This window comes from Bacillus sp. B15-48 (assembly GCF_016879755.1).
In the GTDB taxonomy this organism is placed as follows: Bacteria; Bacillota; Bacilli; order Bacillales; family Cytobacillaceae; genus Mesobacillus_B.
In genome coordinates, this window is the sequence record NZ_WOFU01000003.1 from 224,421 (window position 1) to 247,260 (window position 22,840).

Annotated in this window: 21 protein-coding genes and 2 pseudogenes; 7 read left to right on the top strand and 16 right to left on the bottom strand. The window is 37.2% G+C overall.

The window, feature by feature from the left end; genetic code table 11:
• Positions 1-33: 33 nt before the first annotated feature.
• On the top strand, positions 34-1,620 hold the full coding sequence (locus GNT69_RS11580) for an L-lactate permease (protein ID WP_203555136.1): 1,587 nt from the start codon (positions 34-36) through the stop codon (positions 1,618-1,620).
• A 121-nt stretch (positions 1,621-1,741) separates the two neighbouring features.
• On the opposite strand, the gene GNT69_RS11585 is transcribed toward GNT69_RS11580, so the two are convergent.
• Positions 1,742-1,861 carry a YjcZ family sporulation protein gene (locus GNT69_RS11585; RefSeq protein WP_203555137.1) on the bottom strand — a complete coding sequence of 40 codons (120 nt, stop codon included), beginning with the start codon at positions 1,859-1,861 and terminating at the stop codon, positions 1,742-1,744.
• Positions 1,862-1,889: 28 nt separating this feature from the next.
• Entirely contained in the window at positions 1,890-1,997 is a 108-nt protein-coding gene (locus GNT69_RS11590) for a YjcZ family sporulation protein (protein WP_203555138.1), read from the bottom strand.
• A 193-nt stretch (positions 1,998-2,190) separates the two neighbouring features.
• Between GNT69_RS11590 and GNT69_RS11595 the strand changes: the two genes are divergently transcribed.
• On the top strand, positions 2,191-2,475 hold the full coding sequence (locus GNT69_RS11595; protein ID WP_203555139.1) for a hypothetical protein: 285 nt from the start codon (positions 2,191-2,193) through the stop codon (positions 2,473-2,475).
• 162 nt (positions 2,476-2,637) lie between these two features.
• On the opposite strand, the gene GNT69_RS11600 is transcribed toward GNT69_RS11595, so the two are convergent.
• The 5 genes from GNT69_RS11600 to GNT69_RS11620 all read right to left on the bottom strand — a co-directional run bounded on the left by GNT69_RS11600 (position 2,638) and on the right by GNT69_RS11620 (position 8,356).
• Entirely contained in the window at positions 2,638-3,075 is a 438-nt protein-coding gene (locus GNT69_RS11600; RefSeq protein WP_203555140.1) for a GNAT family N-acetyltransferase, read from the bottom strand.
• Positions 3,076-3,327: 252 nt separating this feature from the next.
• Positions 3,328-3,966, bottom strand: a complete 639-nt coding sequence (locus GNT69_RS11605) for a bifunctional 4-hydroxy-2-oxoglutarate aldolase/2-dehydro-3-deoxy-phosphogluconate aldolase (RefSeq protein WP_203555141.1) — start codon at positions 3,964-3,966, stop codon at positions 3,328-3,330.
• Between the two features lie 31 nt (positions 3,967-3,997).
• Positions 3,998-5,638, bottom strand: coding sequence for a dihydroxy-acid dehydratase (gene ilvD / locus GNT69_RS11610; protein ID WP_203555142.1), 1,641 nt, complete (start codon positions 5,636-5,638; stop codon positions 3,998-4,000).
• Between the two features lie 353 nt (positions 5,639-5,991).
• A complete protein-coding gene (locus GNT69_RS11615) occupies positions 5,992-6,909 on the bottom strand; it encodes a cation diffusion facilitator family transporter (protein ID WP_203555143.1) in 918 nt (305 codons plus the stop codon).
• 304 nt (positions 6,910-7,213) lie between these two features.
• Positions 7,214-8,356, bottom strand: a complete 1,143-nt coding sequence (locus tag GNT69_RS11620; RefSeq protein ID WP_203555144.1) for an acyl-CoA dehydrogenase — start codon at positions 8,354-8,356, stop codon at positions 7,214-7,216.
• Between the two features lie 395 nt (positions 8,357-8,751).
• Here GNT69_RS11620 and GNT69_RS11625 point away from each other — a divergent pair, with 395 nt between their 5' ends.
• The 3 genes and pseudogenes from GNT69_RS11625 to GNT69_RS11635 all read left to right on the top strand — a co-directional run bounded on the left by GNT69_RS11625 (position 8,752) and on the right by GNT69_RS11635 (position 13,475).
• A complete protein-coding gene (locus GNT69_RS11625; RefSeq protein ID WP_203555145.1) occupies positions 8,752-11,514 on the top strand; it encodes a hybrid sensor histidine kinase/response regulator in 2,763 nt (920 codons plus the stop codon).
• Positions 11,515-11,530: 16 nt separating this feature from the next.
• Positions 11,531-13,072: pseudogene (locus tag GNT69_RS11630) on the top strand (ATP-binding response regulator); the annotation flags it as partial.
• A gap of 52 nt (positions 13,073-13,124) precedes the next feature.
• Positions 13,125-13,475 carry a hypothetical protein gene (locus GNT69_RS11635; protein WP_203555146.1) on the top strand — a complete coding sequence of 117 codons (351 nt, stop codon included), beginning with the start codon at positions 13,125-13,127 and terminating at the stop codon, positions 13,473-13,475.
• Positions 13,476-13,543: 68 nt separating this feature from the next.
• Here GNT69_RS11635 and GNT69_RS11640 read toward each other — a convergent pair whose 3' ends face one another.
• Positions 13,544-14,107: a TetR/AcrR family transcriptional regulator gene (locus tag GNT69_RS11640; protein WP_203555147.1), complete on the bottom strand. Its 564-nt coding sequence runs from the start codon at positions 14,105-14,107 to the stop codon at positions 13,544-13,546.
• 292 nt (positions 14,108-14,399) lie between these two features.
• Between GNT69_RS11640 and GNT69_RS11645 the strand changes: the two genes are divergently transcribed.
• A complete protein-coding gene (locus GNT69_RS11645) occupies positions 14,400-14,909 on the top strand; it encodes a CarD family transcriptional regulator (RefSeq protein WP_203555148.1) in 510 nt (169 codons plus the stop codon).
• A gap of 61 nt (positions 14,910-14,970) precedes the next feature.
• Here the strand turns inward: GNT69_RS11645 and gyrB are convergent, their stop codons facing one another.
• The 6 genes and pseudogenes from gyrB to GNT69_RS11670 all read right to left on the bottom strand — a co-directional run bounded on the left by gyrB (position 14,971) and on the right by GNT69_RS11670 (position 20,504).
• Entirely contained in the window at positions 14,971-16,893 is a 1,923-nt protein-coding gene (gene gyrB, locus GNT69_RS11650; RefSeq protein ID WP_203555149.1) for a DNA topoisomerase (ATP-hydrolyzing) subunit B, read from the bottom strand.
• Between the two features lie 173 nt (positions 16,894-17,066).
• Entirely contained in the window at positions 17,067-17,501 is a 435-nt protein-coding gene (locus GNT69_RS11655; protein WP_203555150.1) for a MarR family winged helix-turn-helix transcriptional regulator, read from the bottom strand.
• A 146-nt stretch (positions 17,502-17,647) separates the two neighbouring features.
• On the bottom strand, positions 17,648-18,097 hold the full coding sequence (msrB, locus tag GNT69_RS25445; RefSeq protein ID WP_343206497.1) for a peptide-methionine (R)-S-oxide reductase MsrB: 450 nt from the start codon (positions 18,095-18,097) through the stop codon (positions 17,648-17,650).
• Positions 18,083-18,604, bottom strand: a pseudogene (gene msrA / locus GNT69_RS25450) (peptide-methionine (S)-S-oxide reductase MsrA); the annotation flags it as partial. The gene msrB and the pseudogene msrA, both read right to left, overlap by 15 nt.
• A gap of 128 nt (positions 18,605-18,732) precedes the next feature.
• Complete coding sequence (locus GNT69_RS11665) at positions 18,733-19,791, bottom strand: acyl-CoA dehydrogenase family protein (protein WP_203555152.1); 1,059 nt, start codon at positions 19,789-19,791, stop codon at positions 18,733-18,735.
• Between the two features lie 182 nt (positions 19,792-19,973).
• Positions 19,974-20,504, bottom strand: a complete 531-nt coding sequence (locus GNT69_RS11670; protein ID WP_203555153.1) for a DUF4242 domain-containing protein — start codon at positions 20,502-20,504, stop codon at positions 19,974-19,976.
• Between the two features lie 125 nt (positions 20,505-20,629).
• On the opposite strand from GNT69_RS11670, the gene GNT69_RS11675 reads away from it, so the two are divergent.
• Complete coding sequence (locus GNT69_RS11675) at positions 20,630-21,082, top strand: winged helix-turn-helix transcriptional regulator (protein ID WP_203555154.1); 453 nt, start codon at positions 20,630-20,632, stop codon at positions 21,080-21,082.
• Positions 21,083-21,094: 12 nt separating this feature from the next.
• Here GNT69_RS11675 and GNT69_RS11680 read toward each other — a convergent pair whose 3' ends face one another.
• Positions 21,095-21,862, bottom strand: a complete 768-nt coding sequence (locus GNT69_RS11680; RefSeq protein ID WP_203555155.1) for an ABC transporter permease — start codon at positions 21,860-21,862, stop codon at positions 21,095-21,097.
• Positions 21,863-21,867: 5 nt separating this feature from the next.
• Complete coding sequence (locus tag GNT69_RS11685) at positions 21,868-22,827, bottom strand: ABC transporter substrate-binding protein (RefSeq protein ID WP_203555156.1); 960 nt, start codon at positions 22,825-22,827, stop codon at positions 21,868-21,870.
• Positions 22,828-22,840 lie beyond the last annotated feature (13 nt).

Sequence of the window (22,840 nt, forward strand, 5' to 3'; positions counted from 1 at the left end):
TATGTCCTAAATAACTTTGTGAGAGTGATTGTCATGTTACTACTTATTGCCTTAAGTGCTATTATTGTTCCTTTTCTTATGTTAGTAATTTTAAAAATGCCTGCAGCTAAAGGAATGACAGTTAGTGCAATAGTCGTTATTGTTTTAGCGTTTTTCACTTGGGGAATGGAAGGCCAAGTCATTTTAGCTTCAATATTACAAGGGGCTCATAAAACACTAACGATTCTATGGATTTTATTTGGTGCCTTAATTTTGTTAAATACCCTTCGCAACACAGGTGCGATTACGAGAATTAATCAAGGTTTTCAATTTATCTCTGCCGATATGCGTGTTCAAGCGGTTATTGTTGCTTTCTTATTTGGATCACTTATTGAAGGCGCTGCAGGATTCGGAACTCCAGCAATGGTTACAGGGCCTCTAATGATTGCTTTAGGTTTCACACCGATAGCTGCAGCAACAATTGCTTTGATTGCTGATAGCACCGCCGTTCCCTTTGGGGCTGTTGGAACTCCTGTTGCCGTAGGATTGAGTAATATTCCAGGAGCCAGTATCCCTTTTTATGATGAAATTGCCTATCAGATCACGTTTCTCGATTTATTTGCCGGAACATTTCTTCCTTTTATATTAATTGGTATTCTAACTAGTTTCTTTGGAAAGAACAAAAGGTTCAAAGACGCATTACCAATGCTTCCATGGACTTTGGTAATTGGAATCCTTTATACTAGCTCGGCCTTTCTCTATGCAACCTTTTTTGGACATGAATTTGTCTCGATTTTAGCTTCCCTTACCATATTGCTATTTGCAACGGTCACCGCAAGAAAGGGCTGGTTGTTACCTAAGACCGAGTGGAAGGAAGCAATGCAAGCTGGATTCAAAGAGGATCGAACAAAATCGGATATGGGATTGATAACAGCATGGTCTCCTTACTTAGTTGTTGTTGGATTGCTGCTTCTGACACGGATTGTCCCGTGGTTAAATCATTTTGCACTAACAGCTATTGATTTTTCATGGCGCGGTATTCTCGGGATCGAAGAGATTCGTTCTAATTGGGAGTTCTTATATTCTCCCGGAACAATTCTTACTGTATCGGCTTTCTTCGCTTTTCTAATCCAACGGAAATCAATCAAAACGTTTACAGGTGCAATGAAAGAGTCGTTAGGGACGATGAAAATGACTTCATTTGCGTTACTAGCAACTTTAGCAATGGTGCAGGTTTTTAGTAACTCTGGACTAAACGCAAGCGAATTAATGAGCATGCCACAATACATCGCCCAAACCTTTGCTGTTAATTTAGGTTTCATGTGGATATTCGTAGCACCATTTCTTGGTCAACTCGGCGCCTTCATTACCGGTAGTGCAGCCGTTTCTACCCTTACTTTCTCTCCGATTCAATACAATGTAGCCAATCAAATCGGGCTTGATCAAAACATTGTTTTGGCTTCACAAATTCTTGGAGCCGCTGCAGGAAATATGATTTGTGTCCATAATGTCGTTGCCGCCAGTGCTGTTGTTGAACTTGCCGGAAAAGAAGGAGAAATTATTCGTAAAACATTGATTCCAGCCGTCATTTACGGACTACTCATCGGAATCGCCGGATTTATTAAAGTGAATTTTTTGTGAACTTAAAAAGGAGTTCAGTCCTCCCTGATACATAAGAGGATTGAACTCCTTTTAGTTGTTTTTGCCCCTCTCTTGTGGAACAAAAGCAAAATCTTTATTTGCTATAATTTTTTAGGGCAGTTTAACACCAAGCTGCTCCTACAATGACGAGCAGGATAAACAATACGACAATTAACACAAAGGGACTTACACCTACTGGAGCAGCGACTGGGGCTGCATATCCAAAACCGCACCAAGACATATTCGTTATACACTCCTTTTTTATTATTTTAGTAACCTAGATAGGCTGAGCCTACAATCACAAGTAGGATAAACAATACTACGATTAACGCAAAACCGGAACCATGCTTAAATCCAGTCATACAAACACCTCCCATAGCGAGTTACTATACTATATGTAATTGCTCGATTCATGTTATGGACAAGAGTTTATTTTAATTAAAATTACTAATGATTTTCGACTTTCATTGCTATTATGACAATTCCTTCCTTAAATTTAGGACAATGCCCTTTCATTTCATTCCATTTGTACATACATTAAAGCAAGTCTAAGAAAGGAGAGTTGTTTTTATGTCAGCTAATTACCAAATGGTTAAGAAGTATGTTGGAAAGACGGTTCGTTTTAAAAACGAGGAAGATCAATGGGTGGTCGGTAAAATTGTTAATGTAGATAGAAATGGGATTGAAGTCGAAGAATTTGAGCGTGTGACAGAGGAAGAAGGATATGGATATCCATTTTTTGGAGCTAGGAGATTTTGGGGACCTCGCCCATTCTTTCCGCGTGCTAGACGATTTGGAAGGTATCCATTCGGCCGTTTTGGCGCTATTGGTCTGTTGCCATTCTTTTTCATTTAGAGAGTATCCCCCTGTTCACATATTCAGTAATATACTATTTTTTATGTGAACGTTACTAAAAATTCTTCAAGGCTGCCTACAAAAGTATGCAGCCTCATATTTTTGAAAAAAAGAAACTCATGAACAAACATAAAATAAAGTTTTAATGGCCTTAGCCAATTCTTACAAACTTCGTTCCATTATTGTGGAAACGGCTTGAAATCCAAGTTTTTTATAAAGGTGTTTTGCTCTGTTTCCTTCAAATACATTTAACTGTACTTTATTGTAGCCCTCTTCTTTAAAGAGACTCAATGCTTCTTCACATAATTTAGCTGCTATCCCTTTTTTTCGATAACGTGGGAGTACATAAATTTCAGCAATAATGCCAATCATATCATCTGTATAGACATCTATTGATTGCCCTATTCCTACCCAACCTTGGATTGTATTTTTCTCAACATAAACAAGATAGTACCCACCGTCATTTAAAAAAGGGGTCACCAATTGCCGTACTTTGTCCCTGTTTAGTTTCGCATAGCCAACAGTTGCTTCATTAAATACATCAAACGAGTGAGCCAATATTTTTTGCGTTTCTTTATAAGTAGCTTTTCTAATGTTCATCCTCTTTTCATCTCCTTTGACTATTTTGCCAAAAGCGATACAGAACAAGTATTGATGATCTTCCCACCATAGATAAAGTGAAAATTTTATTTAGTGGGTTCTAATAACTGATTCATGTATTTTTATTTACGCAGCGAAAAATGATTATTAGATTCATATGTTTTACAATTCTAATTATGTTTCCTATCAAAAAAGAGGTCAACTCTCTGCTGTTTTAAAAACAACTTGGATTGACCTCTTGAATTTCTATAATTAATTGTTCCTTGCCTTCTCTACCTCTGAAATAAATGCCTTCGCAGTATCTGTTAATTCTTGTAAATATTGGTCATTCATCGGTTTTTTACAATTTACTAATGTACTTCCTACTCCAACAGCAACTGCTCCTGCATTAATAAAAGTTCCTGCATTATGAAGGTCAATTCCACCTGTAGGCATAAGCGGAATATGTGGCAATGGTCCGCGAATGGCTTTTAAATGTCCAGGTCCACCAGTATTTGCTGGAAATACTTTAATCAAATCAGCACCATGCTCGTAAGCAGTAAGGACTTCAGTTGGTGTAAACGCACCTGGAACACTTATCATTCCGTAACGTTTCGTCATTTTGATTGTCTCTACATTCACAGTTGGTGCAAAAACAAATTTTGCACCCGACAGAATCGCTGCACGTGCAGTCTCAGGATCTAATACTGTTCCTGCACCAACTAGTACATCCTCATCCATCTGATCGGCTAATAGCTCAATAATCGATAACGCCTTAGGCGTTTCCATTGTAATTTCTAAGGCTGTTACTCCACCTTCCTGTAATGCTTTTGCAATTGGGACAATCGTATCCCGTTTTGCATCTCGAATAACAGCTACGACTCCACGTTTTTTTATCTCATAATAATTCATTCGTAATCTCCTCTTTTCAAAAAATTAATGGTTATACTGGTAATACACGAATAGCACCAGATGCAGAAGATGAAGCACTTATAGAATATAATCTCAAATATTTGCTTGCCTCTAGTTTTAATGCCTCTAGTTTTTCACGACGTACGAGCAATTCTTCATCTGATACCTCTAAATTGAGTATTCGTTCATAAATATCAATTTCGATCATATCTCCATTTTCAACTAGAGCAATATTTCCTGCTTCCGCTGCTTCTGGACTTAAATAACCAATCGACAATCCTGCAGATGCACCGGAAAACCGACCATCTGTAATCAAAGCTACTCGCTCGTATTTCCCTAATATTTCTGTACAACGGTGGAGTTCGCGCATACCTGGACCACCTTTTGGGCCTTCGTAGCGAATGACAACTGCATCTCCTTCTTCAATTTCTCCAGCCTCAAATGAATCGAGAAAGAGCTCCTCAGAGTTATACACTTTTGCCGGCCCCCTAAACTTTTTCAAACTTTCCGCAACAGCTGATTGTTTGATAAGAGCTCCTTGAGAAGCAAGATTTCCTTTTAAAACGGCAATTCCACCTTCTTTGTCGATTGGTTGATTTAACGGAAAAATAATCTCTCGGTCAAGAACTTCAGCTTGTCCAATATTTTCACCAACCGTTTTTCCCGTAACAGTTAACGCATCCAGTTGAATATTGTCTGCTAACTCTTTCATCAATGCAGGAATCCCACCGGCACGTTGTAGGTCATTTGTTGTATATTCGTTATTATTTGGTGTAACTCCTGCAATAAACGGCACGTTTCGACTAATTTCATCAAATAAATCCATCGGCAACTCAATCCCTAATTCATGAGCAATTGCCGGTAGGTGTAGGCAAGCGTTTAAAGAGCCGCCCATTGCTAAGAGGACAGAAATCGCATTTTTAAAGGCATCAATCGTCATAATATCTTTTGGTGTAATTCCTTTACGGACAAGTTCTACTGCCTGACGACCAGCGTCCTTAGCAGCTTCAAGCTGCTCATCAGATAAAGCGCGCATCCAAGAACTATTTGGCATCGCCATCCCTAGTGATTCGGTTAACCCTTGCATCGTATTTGCAGTTCCTAAGAACGGGCATGCGCCTGCACTTGGATAGTATTTGTTTGTTATTTCCACAAGTCCCTTCTCATCTAATTCGCCAGCTAAAAATTGCTTACGTGCTTTCTTCGATTCTTTTGGTTTGATATGATTTGGCATCACTCCACCTAATACGACCACACTTGGTAAATTCAAGCGCGCTGTAGCCATCAACATACCCGGCACAATTTTATCACAAGAACTTAAAGCAACCATTCCGTCAAAGATTCCATGCGCTTTGATCATCACTTCCACACTATCAGCAACCGTTTCCCGGCTGGGCAAAGAGTACTTCATACCATCATGGCCTTGTGCAATCCCATCACAAACGGCAATCGTATTAAATTCTAATGGTAGGCCGCCTGCTTCAATGACCCCTTCCTTAACAGCGTCTGCCACTTGACGTAAGTGAACGTGTCCAGGTACAATCTCGTTCCATGAATTCGCAATCGCAATTACAGGTTTCCCCATCTCATTATAATTCACTCCACAAGAGCAAAGGTGCGCCTTTAAAATCGCGCGAGTATAGGGCTTAATTGTTGAGAGTCTGTTTTCCATGATTATCGTCTCCTAATTCACTATAAAATTGTAAACCTGTTATCCTTTTGGTAAAAAAATTTTCTTCATAATTTAAATATATCAAAAAAAATTTCTTTAACAATCATTAACACAAAACATTCACAAATAATGCGCTTACAATTTTTTAAAATGATCATCATTTACGATCATTCCAAATAATAAATACTTTTATTGCTTTTTATGGGGTCACTATGTAGCAAAATAAGGAAGGGAGAGGCTAATAATAATTGATTGTTAGACGGGTTTGGGGAGTTGCGTATTGTTGGAAGAGCAATCAAGGTGAAAATTGGCTTTCACCTTGATTATTTATCTCTCATGTATACGGATGCCCACTAGTCCTTATCATCCTTCTCATCATTATTCGGATAATATGGGTTAATATGAACAAACACCTGATTGACATTACTATGATTAGCTAGCAGTGCTTTTTTCACTTGTTTGGAAATTAAATGTCCTTCTTCAACAGTAAGGTGTGGATTTACTCCCACTTTTATATCGATCACAATATAATGTCCATGTGTCCTAGCTAATAATTCATCCACCCTTTTTACATCTTGAACCTTTTTTACTGTTTCAATAAAAGGTTGAATCTCCTCGTGCGCTAGAACTTGCTCCAACATGACTGAGCTTGATTCTTTCGCCAGAGAAAATCCGATTTTAATAACGATTAATGAGACTAACAGCCCTGCTAATGGATCTAAATAAACGAGAATCGCGATGTTAAATTGTTGACCAATGATTGCACCAAAAACACCGACAAAAGCAGCAATCGATGAAAGTGCATCTGAACGGTGGTGCCATGCTTCAGCTAATAAAGCAGGACTATTAATTTTTTTCGCGAGACGAAACTTGTATTGAAATAACGATTCTTTCACAAGAATTGAAATCATAATTGCAACTAACGCTATGCCTCGAGGTGCACTTGGCATCTCTCCTAAAAATACTTCAAAAGAGGAAATGGCAATTTCCACACCAACAACAACCAAAAGAATTGCTACTATGATCGTTGCAACATTTTCAGCTTTCCCATGTCCATATGGGTGGTCTTCATCAGGAGGTTTTTTTGCCGTCCGTATTCCAGCAAGAACAGCAATCGACCCCGCCACATCTGAAGCAGAATGGGCTGCGTCCGCGATTAACGCTCTACTTCCGGAAATCCAACCAATCACCCCTTTCATAATGGCTAATAAACCATTTACAATGATCCCAATCCATGTCGCAAATTCAGCTTGCCTAAAACGGTCATCCATCTGTTTACACCACCACTATAATTATGTATAAAATCGACCTACTCACTTGTTTACTCTTGTTAAATGTAAATATTATGTGGGTTTTCGGCCATTATTATGTACATGGTAAATAGCCAACCAAGCTTTTCTAATCATAGTAAAAAACTATTTACATAGCAAAAAAGAGATAAGAAATTTATCTTATCTCCCTTTTTCTAATCAATAATTTATTATTAGTTTTTAACTGTTCTTCATACTGAAAACTTAATCATCATGTAGTCGTCTGGCCAATCGTTCTTTGCTTTCTCTTCGATGTTTGCGAATTTTACTTTTCTAATAGATATTTTGAAATTACAATTCTTTGAATTTCATTTGTTCCTTCATAAATTTGCGTGACTTTTGCATCACGGAAGAACCTTTCAACAGGATACTCTTCAGTGTACCCATATCCACCGAAAATTTGAATCGCCTCAATCGCCGTTTTCATCGCTGTATCTGTAGCATATCGTTTTGCCATTGACGCTTCTTTCCCACAGGAAATCCCTCGATTTCGAAGCTCTGCTGCGCGGTAAACCAAAAGCTGCGCTGCATCTACTTCTGTAGCCATATCAGCAATCTTAAAAGATATTCCTTGATTGGCAGCGATAGGCTTGCCGAATTGAACGCGCTGCTTTGCATAATCAATGGAAGATTGGAGGGCAGCTTCGGCAATTCCCAAAGCTTGGGCTGCAATACCGATCCGACCAACCTCCAGATTCGCCATCGCGATTTTAAAGCCTTCCCCTTCTTTTCCCAACAAGTTTTCAGCGGGAATTTCCGCATGATCAAAAATTAATTCGGTCGTATTTGAACCGTGTAAACCCATTTTCTTTTCTTTTTTACCGACAGAAAAACCGACCGTGTTTTTTTCAACGATGAAGGCTGAAATGCCATTGGAACCAGCTTTTGGATTAGTAACAGCAAACGTCACATAAGTATCCGCCACTCCCCCGTTCGTAATAAAGACCTTCGTTCCATTGAGAATATATTTATCTCCTTTTTTAACTGCAGTTGTCCGTAAACTCGCAGCATCAGATCCTGCTCCCGGCTCTGTCAATGCGAAAGCTCCAATATACTGACCTGATGCAAGTTTAGGGATATATTTCTTCTTTTGTTCTTTCGTTCCAAAATAAAGGATTGGATTCGTCCCGACAGATGTATGAACAGATAAAATGACTCCGACTGTAGCACTGATTTTGGAAATCTCATGGATGGTTAGGATATAAGAAAGGAAATCAGCACCTGCACCTCCGTACTCTTCCGGAATTGGGATTCCCATTAATCCATACTCCCCCATTTTGTGAACAATGGCCAAGGGGAATTCATCTTTTTGTTCCATTATTTTTACAAAAGGTACAATCTCCTTTTGAGCAAATTCCCGTACCATTTTTCGCATCATCTCATGCTCTTCTGTTAATTGAAAACTCATGATTTTTCTCCTCCCGGGCTTGGGCTTCATTCCTTTTCTTATATTTCATTGAAATCTTACGCTAATGATTTTTGTTAAATTTTCGTGTGGAAAAAGTTAAATGCTCTTCGGGGACTATATTTTCGGACTACGGTCTGTGATTCCATTTTAATCAGGCAAATAACAATAGTCAATATTTTACAACAATTCAAAATGTTATATTATAATAAAAATGGCTAGTAGAGATTCTCATCGGAAATACACATAAAGCCCTCTTCAACATTGGAAATGAAGACCTAAGTGAACAAATCTTGAAAATAATATTGCAAGAAAGTGTTATTTTGGTCATAATTATTAGAATAGTATAGCGATTGAAAGCGAATACAAGTGAATCTAGAAACGGAGAAAATAAACGGATGGACAAAAAAACAAGTTCAATTAGAGGAATAATTAGCATTTCGTTTATTGTCCTTATGGTAGGCACACTGATTACAATTGGATCGATTATCTTTTCTAGCTGGAAAGCGTCGACTGACAGCATCATTTTAAAAATGGAAAACTCTTCAAGTAAATATATATTAAAAGAAATTGAAGAACTTGTTCACCTTCCATATGAAATGAATGCAATCAACCATAAGCTCATTGAAAAAGAGATTGTCAATATTCATAATCCGGTTGAGCGAGATATTTTTTTTGCAAGCATTATCCAATCGAGCAACAAAAATATCTATAGTATTAGTTTTGGGTTAGAAAATGGCGACTATTATGGTGCTCGCAGGGATGGAAACAACAATATCGAAATTTATCGAAGAAATACAGAAACAAATGGACACTCCTTTTATTATAAAGTAACGGAGGATTTGACAGAAGGGTCGTTTGTCGAGGACTTTGGACCATTCGACCCCCGTACAAGACCTTGGTATAGCTTAACTAAAGAGGCTGATAAGCCGCTTTTTTCTCCGCTATACAAACATTTTATCAAGGATGATTTAGTTCTTACCTCAGCCTTTCCAGTTTATAAAGACGGAAAGCTTCTAGGTATTTTAGGTACAAGGATTACTCTCTCCAGTTTAAACGACCATTTGAAGGAGGTTGTCGCCGATCGAATGGCAACGGCTCTTGTTGTCGAAAGAAACTCTGGAGATTTAATAGCAAGTTCACTTAATAAACCATCCTTCCATACCCATTCCGATGGTACATATGATAGAGTTTCAATTGACACAATTGAAAACAAAGAAATCCTCGAAGCCTTTGAAAATTATATAAAAACAAAGCAGGATAAAATAATAAAGAAAACTGAAAATGGCCATCTTCATATTAAACTCACAGAATATAAACTAGACGGAGTTGATTGGCTAATTATTACCGCTATTCCCGACCATCAGTTTACGGGGGAAATCAATAAAAACATTCAAACAGCCATTGCTTTATCCTTAATTGCCTTGCTAGTATCAATGGTCATCTATCGAAAAATCACAGATGTTATTTTAAAGCCAATCAATAATTTAATCAATGCTGCAGAAAATTTTTCAAAAGGTGAATTACTTCAAAGAGCTAAAGTCTATAAAAATGATGAAATCGGAAAATTATCCCTCGTTTTTAATATTATGGCTGAACAATTGTATAAACATATTAATCACCTAGAAGAAAAAGTAAAAGAACGAACGACTGAAATCGAAAAGGCCAATATTGAGTTAAAATATGCTAAATTAGAAGCGGACAAAGCCAATGAAGCTAAAAGCGAATTTCTAGCAAATATGAGCCATGAACTTCGTACACCGCTAAATGCGATTATTGGGTTTAGTGAACTTTTGCAAACAACGATAAAAGATGAAAAACACCAAAACTATATTCGTACAATTCATAGTTCTGGAAATAGTTTATTAGTTCTTATTAATGATATTCTTGACCTTTCTAAAATTGAGGCAGGGAAAATGGATATCCATTACAAGCCAATCAAACTTTTCGCAGTGATTAAAGAGATTGAAACCATTTTTATGCAAAAAATTGATAGAAAAGAGATTGAGTTCTTCATAGACATCCCGAATGATTTTCCAAATATCATACTATTCGACGAGGGAAGGCTTAGACAAATTTTATTAAACTTAGTAGGAAATGCCGTTAAATTTACAGAAAAAGGCTATGTAAAGCTATCGATAAAAGCTACATCTTTTTACAAAGATGATAAGAGTTATGTCGACCTTCACCTTTCTGTTGAAGATACTGGGATTGGTATTCCTGATAAGGAAAGAGAAAGAATTTTTGAAGCTTTCACCCAAATATCCGGTCAAAGTATTAAGAAATATGGGGGTACCGGTCTAGGGCTTTCGATCACTAAGAAATTAGTAGAAACGATGAATGGGGAACTGTCGGTCAAAAGTGAAATTGGAAAAGGGAGCATTTTTCATATCAAATTTGGGAATATCCAAGTTTTAGACAATGTATTATTTTCTGAAGAGACGGCTTGCTTCAACGATTGGTATAATCGATTTGAAGGGGCAACCATCCTTGTCGCTGATGATAATGAAACAAATCGTTTCTTTTTATATGAATTATTGTCAAAGGCTGGGGTTCGGGTACTTTTAGCTAAAAATGGTCACGAAGTCATTACTATTTGCGAGACTGAAAAACCAGATTTAATTATAACAGACTTGGTGATGCCATTAATGAATGGGGATGAAACGGTTACGAAGTTTAGAGAGCACGCTAATACACCTGAAATTCCAATCATTGCTTTAAGTGCAGTTACTTCTCAACAAATACCTGAGAATATTGAGTATAATGGTTATTTAATGAAACCTGTCCATATTTCAGAGTTATTTAGTAAAATTTCTCCATTCCTTCAACAGAGGACAAGTGACAATCGTAAAATCCCTTCCCATGTCGAAGTAGGAAATAAGAAAAATTCAATACCTCCGGAAGTTCTAGTTGACATTAGGAATCAATTGAATCCTTTGATTGAAAAGTTAGAGACCTCCATTCTTATTAGCAGCGTGAAAAAATTAGCTGAACAATCCATTTCATTAGGGCAGTTACATCAATTGGAGTTTCTCACATCGCTAGGAAACGAATTAATGAATCATGCAGAATGCTACGAAATTGTAAACATTAAATTGAAATTAAAACAAATTGAAAAAATACTAGCAGAGGATAATTCATATGGAAAAGATAAACAATAATCTAGTATTAATCGTTGATGACAACCCTAATAATATTCAAGTTCTAGCGACGATCATGGCAGAGTGTCATTATGAGCTTGGAATTGCTCAAAGCGCAAAGGAAGTTTATCAGTTTTTAGAGGAATACACCCCAACACTCATTTTATTAGACGTTGAAATGCCCGATATCGACGGCTATGAAGTTTGTTGTACCATTAAAAGAGACGATAAGCTTAAAGAAATCCCGATTATCTTTTTAACTGTTAAGGGGGAGCCCGAAGATATTGTGAAAGGGTTTGATTTAGGGGCTGTTGACTATATTACAAAACCTTTTAATAGGAAAGAACTCATCTCGAGAGTACGGACTCATATTGCTCTCAAAAACTCAAGGGATGAACTAGCTCGAAAGAATTATGAACTAGAAGATGTTATAAAAACTAGACGAAAACTTGAAAGAGAAAAAGATTTGTTAACGAAACAATTGCTTCAACATCATGATCTCTTAGAAAAAAAAGTCGAGGAGCGGACAAAAGAATTAGCAAATGCGAATAATAAAATCAACAAAATTGTCGAAAGCATTACAGATGGTTTTGCTGCACTTGACAAAGATTGGCGTTATGTTTATGTCAATAAACATCACTTTTACACCGAACAGCTAACAACAAAGGAGCTATTTGGAAAAAACATATGGGAAGTATTTCCGAAAGCGATTGGTACAAAGTGGTACTTAGAACTTCATCGAGCAATGAAAGAAAGGATCCCTTCCCGATTCGAAACGACCTCACCTTATAATAATGCTTGGTATGAAGTGTCAGTTTACCCATTTGAAGATGGAATCTGTGTGTTTTTTAAAGATATAACTGAAAAAAAGACCTATGAAAAGGAAATGAAACGGTTATCTGGGCTTGACTTAATCGGACAAATGGCGGCAGGGATTAGCCATGAAATTCGTAACCCTATGACGACTGTTCGTGGTTTTTTACAGCTATTAAACACCAAAAATGAATTATCAGAGTTTAATCATTACTTTACATTAATGATTGAGGAAATTGACCGTGCGAACTCCATTATTACTGAATTTCTTTCCATGGGAAATACAAGGACAACTAATTTGGAGATGTTAGACTTAAATTCGATCATAACGGATATAATTCCCTTACTTCATGCGAATGCATTTAACCAGAATAAGCAAATTCAATTGGAGACCTCTGAGATTCCCCGCCTTCGATTGAACCGGAATGAAATTAGGCAGTTGATTCTGAATCTATACCGAAACGGCTTAGAAGCCATGGACGAAGGGGAAATCCTTACGATTAGAACTTACACAGAATTGGATGTTGTTGTGCTTGCAGTTGAGGATCAAGGAAAAGGAATCGAACCAGAAGTTTTGGAAAAACTAGGTACCCCCTTCTTCTCGACAAAGGATAATGGAACGGGCTTAGGACTAGGTGTCTGTTATGGAATCGCTAACCGTCACCAAGCAAAAATTGATATTCAAACCGGAGAAAATGGGACAACCTTTTTAGTGAAATTCAAAACGGAAAATTCACAGTCACCACAGTTACTGTCAAACTTATAAGTTACTTGCGAAAACAACATTCATTAAATGCACTACTAGGAGTTGCTTGTATATGTCAAAGAGTAAAAACAAATTAAAAGATAAGGCATTGTCAGCTGTAAATAAATTTAAAGCGACCATTAAAGAAAAGTATTTTCAATTAGCTGATATCCCCTCTGTCTCTGTCCAGGAGTTGGCCGATTTTGTTCAGAGTCACCCTAACACGGCCAAAAATCAAAAAAAGCTTTTAGGAATCACTTTCACATTCTATCACTTACAGATTGAAAATAATTCTTTTTATTTAGAAACGAATGACTTTCGCATTTTACAACTAGATGTTTTTTTAAACGGAACCCCATTTATAGCTTATCGTTCTTATCGAGATTTCTATAGGCTCAATACCCCAATAAAGTGGAAGCAATAACCTGCACGAAAAAAGGTGTTCGCTCTTACATAAAATTGTAAGAATGAACACCTTTCTTTTATCCTCATTTATTTGTATCCTTTCAATACATTCGTTAATTCATCTGAAATCATTTTTAACGGTTCACTTGTCTTTTTCGTTAAACAAAGGATAATCGCTCCTTCGAAAATGGCCAACAACACAAGGGAAATTGAATTGGCCTTTTCAGTCGAAAAACCCTCTGCGATTAATTTTTTAAAGCAGATACTTTGTATCTTAGCGTAAAGATTCGTACAAGTTTGGCGAACAGATTCACTTAGGGAGCCCATTTCACTAACGATACTTGTTATCGTATAACCAGTGATCGTACCGTCTCGTTCAAAATCAGCTATTATCATATCAATCATTGCTTGTGAAGCTTCTTGAATCGTTTCGTATTGGTTGAAAATCCTTTCTATATTTGATGTAATTGTATCACTCATCGACTGTAAACAAGCAATGAGCAATTCTTCTTTTCCGTTGGGAAAATGATGATAAAGCGAGCCTTTTGTCACTTTACTTATTTTTAAAATTTCATTTAGTCCTACCCCATTATATCCTTTTTGCTGGAATAGGATTTTTGCGTTTTCAATAATCAGAGATTTTGTATCCAATTCTGTCATGCCCTCCATAAAAGCGTCTGATCGATTTAATAGAAACATATGTAATGACGTGCCTAAAAGTTATCTAAAATCTAAACTATAGTTTACCACGTAGTTCATTTAAAAACTATTTCTTCTAAACCACCCTGAAAAGAAGAGGCTCAGTTTAATTGCTCAATAAAAAATATTGTAAAATAGGAAGGTTTCCATTATTAGAACGCTCCCAACCGTCAACTCAGTTGACAATATTCCAAAAATAGGCTATTATTAACTAAGTCGACAATATGAAAATAGGAGCGAAAAAATGTTTAATATAGGGGATTTGATTATTTACTCAGCACATGGTCTATGCAAAATTGATGATATTTGTGACAAAACGATTTCCGGAATTACACGCAAATATTATGTCATGCACCCAGTGAAAAATAGCCAACAATTGACCATTAGTACTCCTGTTGATAATGATAAAGTCGTTATGCTAGAACTTATCGATAAAGAAGAAGCAAGAGAGATCCTTGAGTCCTTTAAACAACCAGGAATTCGTTGGGATGACAAACCTAACAGTCGTAACCAAGTATTTTCTGACATTGTTAATACAGGGAATCGCAAAGAAATTGCTAAAGTGGTAAATACTTTATTACGGAAAAAACTAGCAGCAGAAGCAAACGAAAAAAAACTGTATGAACAAGACAATCGACTGTTAAATCATGTTCAAAACATATTGTTTGAAGAATTAGCCATCTCATTGAACACGAATATTGATGGTATAAATAATACAGTTATTCGTTTCTTAAAATGCAATGAACCAAACTAGATTAGAATAACCGGACCATTATTTTAAAAATGGTCCGGTTTTTTATATCAGTTTGATAAAGCTATACATCTAGATTTTTTACATAGATCGCATTCTCCTCAATAAACTGACGGCGTGGATTCACATCGTCTCCCATTAACATAGCAAACACCTCATCTGCATCAATCGCATCTTGTAAGGTAACGCGCATAAGTGTTCTCGTTTCAGGGTTCATCGTTGTCTCCCAAAGTTGCTCGGGATTCATTTCCCCAAGTCCTTTATAGCGCTGCAAGCCAGGCTTAGGTGTACTTGGCAGTGTCGAGATGATTTCCTCTAGTTGTTCATCATTATATGCATAGAGAATCTTTTTTCCTTGCTGAATTTTATATAACGGCGGTTGTGCGATATAAATATACCCCTTTTCAATTGACTCTCTCATAAATCGATAGAAGAAGGTGAGCATGAGTGTTCGAATATGGGCACCATCCACGTCAGCATCTGTCATGATAACCACCTTATGGTACCGAGCTTTCTCGAGATCAAATCCCTCACCAATTCCCGTTCCAAATGCTTTAATCATCGTACCAATTTCAGCATTATGAAGGATCCGGTCCATCGTAGCCTTTTCTACATTTAATATTTTCCCTCGCAGTGGCAAAATCGCTTGAAAATGGCGATCTCTACCTTGTTTCGCTGATCCACCTGCGGAGTTCCCTTCCACAATGAACAATTCGCATATACTAGCATCTTTGGAGGAGCAGTCTGCCAGCTTCCCGGGAAGAGTCGAAATTTCCAATGCACTCTTTCGCCTCGTTAATTCTCGAGCTTTCTTTGCTGCCATTCTTGCTTTTGAAGCTAGTAAACTTTTATTTATGATCATTTTGGCTATTGTTGGATTCTCTAATAAAAAACTTTCTAATTGATTAGATAAAATTGATTCCGTAATTGTTTTTACTTCTGAGTTACCAAATTTCGTTTTTGTTTGACCTTCAAATTGTGGGTTTGGATGTTTAACGGAAATAATCGCTGTGAGACCTTCACGAACATCTTCACCAGAGAAGTTCGTTTCGTTCTCTTTTAATAAACCACTTTTCCTTGCATATTCATTAATTGTCCTTGTTAAAGCGGTTTTAAAACCAGACTCATGCGTACCGCCCTCATGTGTATGAATATTATTTGCAAAGGAAAGGATTTGACTCGTAAAACTCTGCGTATACTGAAGCGCAAGTTCTAACGCTATGCCATCACGATTGCCTTCGATAAAAATCGGTTCTTCATGCAGGGCACCTTGCTCGTTATTTAAGTGCTCGACATAAGAAATGATTCCGCCTTCATAATAGTATTTATTCTGCCTTCCATTCTCACGTTTATCCATAACTGAAAACGATATTCCCTTATTTAAAAAGGCAAGTTCCCTTAAACGGGATGCTAGAACATCATAATCAAATTCCCTTGTCTCTGTAAAAATTTCATCATCCGGAATAAAATGAATCTTCGTTCCAGTATGGTCCGTCTCGCCAATTTCGATTAATTCTCCTTGTGGAGCCCCACGGACAAATTTCTGATAATAAATGTTTCCATCACGATGCACATAAACTTCTAATAATGAAGAGAGAGCATTAACAACAGAAGCGCCGACCCCATGTAATCCACCAGAAACTTTATATCCTCCACCTCCAAATTTCCCACCGGCATGGAGGACAGTCAAAATGACTTCAACAGCTGGCTTGCCTTCTTTTTCATGAATATCGACCGGAATTCCCCGACCGTTATCAGTGACCGTAATACTATTATCACTCTCAATTGTAACAGTGATTTTATCACAATAACCTGCTAGTGCTTCATCAACACTATTATCGACAATTTCCCAAACTAGATGGTGCAGACCCCTGGAAGCTGTAGAACCGATATACATACCTGGTCGTTTTCGAACCGCTTCAAGCCCTTCTAATACTTGAATTTGATTCGCATCATAAGCCTGTTTTTCATTTTCTAGTTGTACCATTATTTATAAACTCCTTCACTACTCGCATTTTAATCATGATGTATGTTAATCGTGGAAAACAGTCGCTTTATCGTCAACATGGTTGACTAATTAATTGTAATAAAAAAACCTTGCATTTGTCAACTTAATTGACAAATGTAAGGTTTTACATCCCTCATCAGAAAAAACTAAATTTATAGTTCCCAATCTAATTTTAAAATCTCTTTAAGGCGATTTAATTGTTCAATACCGATTTTATCAGCTATTTTCTGTTCTAAATCGGCCTTTAAAGCCGCATTTTTCTCGTAACATTCTTCTCCTAAGGCTGTTAACTTTATCGATTTTTCTTTCTTGTTGTTTACAACATTATTGATTTCTACTAAACCTTTTGATTCAAGGTTTTTTATAAACTTATGTGTTGCCTGACGTGAAATATCTACATGTTTGGTAACATATGATATCGTTGGTTGCTTTTTATAAACTCTAGCCATGATAAACCATTCTGAATTTGAAATATAAATATTACTGCGATCATTCCATAATTGCTCAGCAATTTTACGCAATCCAAGATGGCGCTCGCTTATTATATCTAATAAGTCTAGATCTTGTAAATCATCGTTCTGGTTCAAACACTTCACTCCAATCTAAATGTTCGCCACAACTATACAAAACCAAAAGAACAATGTCAACTAAATTGACAAAAAACCTTCAAAAAAGGGTCAGTCCCCCATTACGTTACATTTTTATAAGACTGGGGGGACTGACCTTTGATCACTTAATCAAACAACTTCAAATAGACTCCATACCCTTCTTCCACAAGTTTATCTTTAGGGACAAAACGAAGAGCTGCTGAGTTAATACAATATCTTGCCCCATCTGGGCCGGGACCATCATCAAATACGTGGCCTAAGTGTGAATTGGCGGATTTAGCTCGTACTTCAATTCGTCTCATTCCATGAGAGGTATCTAGTTTCTCTTCAATTTCAGAACGGCGAATTGGCTTTGTAAAGCTAGGCCATCCACAACCAGCGTCATATTTATCTTTTGAAGAGAATAACGGCTCTCCTGAAATAATGTCGACATAAATTCCTTCTTCGGTATGGTTCCAGTATTCATTATGAAAAGGAGGTTCTGTTCCATTGTTTCGAGTTACTTCATATTGCATCGAAGTAAGCTCGTGTTTCAATTGCTCATCGCTTTTTCGTTTTTTCCATTTATCCCGGATAAATTGTGCGCGACCAGACCCCTCTTTATAAAGATTATAGTGAAATGAATTTTTCTTATAATAGTCCTGGTGTTTTTCCTCTGCTCGATAAAATGGAGCAGCGGGTAAAATTTCCGTTACAATTGGCTTTTGAAACTTTCCACTATTAGCCAACTCAGCTTTAGATGCTTCCGCCAATTCCTTTTGTTCTTCATTATGATAAAAAATCGCTGTTTGGTACGATGAACCTCGATCGTTAAATTGACCGCCCGCATCTGTTGGATCTATTTGTTGCCAAAAAAGCTCTAATAGTTTTTCATAAGGAAAAACGGTCGGGTCGAATGTAATTTGAACCGCTTCATAATGTCCAGTTGTATCGGAACATACTTCCTCATATGTAGGGTTTTCTGTATGTCCTCCTGTATAGCCGGAGACAATCTCTTTAATACCCGGTTGTTCATCAAACGGCTGGACCATGCACCAAAAACAGCCCCCAGCAAAAGTTGCCTTTTCCCATTGTTCAGACAAATTTACCACTCCTTCAATTTGTTTTCTAATTTCTCCCTTAAGTGTATTATAACGTGTTTCACGATAAACCGTTCAACCCAAAACAAAAAAGGGATCGTCCCCCAATTTACAGACCCCCCTTTGCCTATTTATCCATTTAAAACTTTCTCTAAATGTTTAACGGTTGGCGTGAGGTTTGCAAAAAAGAAGGCCTCGCGTAATCTGCGGGATGGTGCACAATCTTTCAAATAACCAGCACTACCATTATGCAACATACTTGCTTGAACCGCTTCTAGAGTTAGATATGCTGTTTTCAGTCGGATTGCTGCAATTTCTTTCCAATGTACATTTTCTCGCTGATTAAGTGATTGGATCTGTTCTTTTATTTCAACTAATCCATTACGTAAATCTTGCGGTTGTTTTTTTAAAAATTGATTGCAGCCATTTTGTTTTTGACACACTTTTTCAATCGATTCAATGGAGGCTTGCGTAACACCTAGGCCAAGTGGAATTTGATACGAGATAAATGCTGGGCGAATCTCTTCCACAAACGTAGCCGCATTCTCAGTTATGACCCACTCGTCTGGGACAAAGACATCCTTAAATGAACATGCATAAGTTGCGCTACCGTTAATCCCGAGGTAATCGATTTTTTCTTTCAATTTTAACCCTTCTACATTACATGGAACAACGCCCATCATTTGTTGATGTTCGTTTACACCTGCAATAAAGCCAAACCAATGTTCCTTCCCCAGATTGGATACAGACGGCAATACCCCTGAAATGAGATAGCCATCTTTTACTCTTTTCGCTGATAAATGGAGATTTTCTAAGCCTGCATAAAATTTCATTGGGTTAGATAACCCCGTACCAGCTAAAATTTCCCCTTTTTCCAACGATGATAATAATTTACTTTTTAATTGCTCATTTTTTGCCTTTCGTACGTACGTCATAGCGGCAAGATGACACCAGAGGCAGAATGCAGTTGTCATACACAATTTAGCCGTTTCTTCAACTAAATACATCTCATCTGAAAGATATTCCTTCTCCGTTTTATTTACGGAAGATAATAGCCCTGCTTCTCCAAGCTTTCTTATATAATTCTCAGCATAAAACGCTTCTACATCTATTTTTTTTACATACGGCTTTAATTCCTCATTAATAATCTTTTCTAGGATCGATGTCTTCTTTAAAACCCCACTGTCCATCTCTGCCACTCCCATCCTTCGCTTTTCAGTCTTCAAAACCAGTAATTCCAATTAGTTTAGTTGGTTATTGATATAATATTATACTTTGTTCAAAAAATCAACCTACGTAGTAAAATTTAAACTATTAATTTAATAAAAAAAAAGCTAAAAACCACTGACAGGTTTTTAGCTTTTTCGATTTATTATTCTCCAGCTAATTCAGTAATGCTATCAATTGGTGTGTTAACCGCTTCACGTGCACGTTTAACCGCTGCTTCGTCTGGAGCATCGTAGAAGCATAAGCATTTTGACATATCTTCACACACATATGTTCTTGAAAAAGCAACTTCAGGAACTTCTTGGTAATGAACGGAGTTTTTCTTTTTACGAGCTAAATATTGATCCATAGTAATGTCAGCAGGAATATTCCATTCTACCAAGTAATTTACTACATCGTCTTTTTTCTTCACATCATTAAGGTCTTTTCCGACAAGACGCACTTCTTTAACAAGTTCAACTGGGATGCCTGCGGCTTTTAATACTTCCGTCGCAACATCTTGATTTTCTCCTTCAACAATAAAGAATGAACGAGCAAAATCTTTTGAAACTTGAACTTCAATTAACGATGCGTTTTTTTCATTTAATGCGGATTGAAGCGTTGAAACCTTTTCATTCAACTCTTCCTTTGCTGAAACAACTTCCTTTAATGATGATTCAATTAAATACAATGCCATGCTAAATCCCCCACTTATGTTTGATATAAGGTTATCTTATTATACTTAGTTAAAAAAATCAACCTTATTGTTTTTTTATTTTTATGATAAAATAAAATAAGAAAAACTTTGAAGGGATCGTCACAATGAAGACAAGATATAATTTACCGTGTAATATTGCGCAATCACTCAACATTATTGGTGACCGATGGTCATTATTAGTTGTTCACGAGATCCTAAACGGGCAAACTCAGTTTAATGAAATTAAAAAAGCACTTCCTGGGATTTCTTCAAACCTTCTATCCGAACGCTTAAAGTATTTAGAAAAAGAAGGATTAATTCAAACAGAGTTGTATTCCGATCACCCACCACGATATTGTTACACATTAACTAAAAGTGGCGAGGAACTAGACGTTGTCTTCAACGCCTTCGTTATCTGGGGGAGTCATCATCTAAAAAAGTGTTACAAAAAATTAATTGATGCTGAAACTGGTGATGAAGTTGAAATTGCTTATTACAATCAAAAAACCGGACAGCGTATTGAAAAAATTAAGGTCATTCCTGTTGAAGAAGAATTGCAAAAAACTGGAGAAGAATAATCTCCAGTTTTTTTATGAACGCGGAACTAGTCCCCAGTGCTTTCCTACCCATCCTTCAAATACTCCAATTAACCGGTCTAGTAAGAAGCCACTTACACCGATAAAGATAATCCCGGCAAGAACATAATCGAGATTTAGTGTATTTCTAGCATCGACGATTAAAAAACCAAGGCCTGACTGGGCACCAACCATTTCACCTGCTACTAAAAAGATCCATCCTGTTCCAACCGCAAGGCGGAGACCACTGACAATCGAGGGAAAGGCCGCAGGAAAAATAAATTTATACATAAGCTGCAATCGTTTAATTTCTAGATTTTCCGCGATTTTCAAGTAAGAGCGTTCAATTTTATTAACACCTGCTACAGTCGTTAATAGAATCGGGAAAAATGCTGCAATAAAGATAATGACAATTGCTGGCATATTGCCGATTCCAAACCATAGAACGATAAATGGTGACCAAGCAACTGGTGAAACAGGCCGTAGTACTTGAACGATAGGGTCAAATACTTGCCACACTTGTGGAAGGCGTCCTAGAATCATTCCAAGCAGAATCGCAGGAACAGCTGCTAAGAAATAACCGGCAATAAATCTTCCGAGGCTTACTTGCATATGTTCATATAAAATCCCTTCTAGAATCATCGCAATAATTGCTTTGCCGACGCTTAAAGGGGAAGGAAGCAATGCCTCTGGATAACTCCCTACCCAAATAACTAATTGCCAAATGATCACGAGGATCGTCATCCCAATTAAAAAATTCACCAATTTTTTTCCGATTTTCATTTCTGTCACATCACTTTATCAATAAATGTATTATCTACAAATTCCTCATAGGACGGTGGATTTTCCATTAACCTCATTTCTAGCACTAAATCGCGAAGCTTATCATATTCTTCTTTTTCGATCCGTAAATCTTCAAATGATGTCCATTCAAGCGATAAATCAAGGACATCTCTATCAACTTTCATATATTGCTCAAAGGCTTCATAAACTACTTCACCTTTTTGACTCGTCAATTCTCCAGCATGAAGATATTGAGCAACTATTTCTTGAGTAACTGTCTCGTTGTTTCGAATAAAATCATTTCTGAGCACGAGCACGCAACAATAGGAGTTTGGCCAAATATCCTCAGAATGATGAAGAACATGTCCTGTCTCCATCTTCACGCCCAAGGCGCCAAACGGTTCGGCAACGACATAACCAGCAATTCGGTTCCCAGCTAATGCTGCTGGCATTTCGGCAGGGGGCATTTCAACAATATTGACATCCTCATATGATAGACCTTCATTTTTCAATGTTTCATATAATAATTGATTATGAGTTGAATATTTATGTGGAATCGCGAAAGTTTCCCCCACTAAATCGTGTGTATGTTCAATCTCTTTCGATGAAATCAGTACATTTCCATCTTTATGACCAAGGGCAAGCGCCTTTAAATCGATTCCCTTTTCCTTCGCCTTCATCGCCAATTGAATTAACACAGAAGCACCATCTACCCTTCCGGTATTTAAAGCGTCCATTAAGTCTGGCCACGAATTAAATTTAACTAATTCAATATGATAATTTTCATATTCCCCACCATGAAGATGGGCATCCATAAATAATGGACCCGCATGTGTGATCGGAAGATATCCGATTTTAATCGTAGGCTTCCCCATCACCGGATGGGCAGATTGACCGCATGCTGAAACAAAGATAACAACAAAGGCAATCATCATTGAAACGACCCAGTTTCTTTTTTTACGCATAACTTCATTCTCC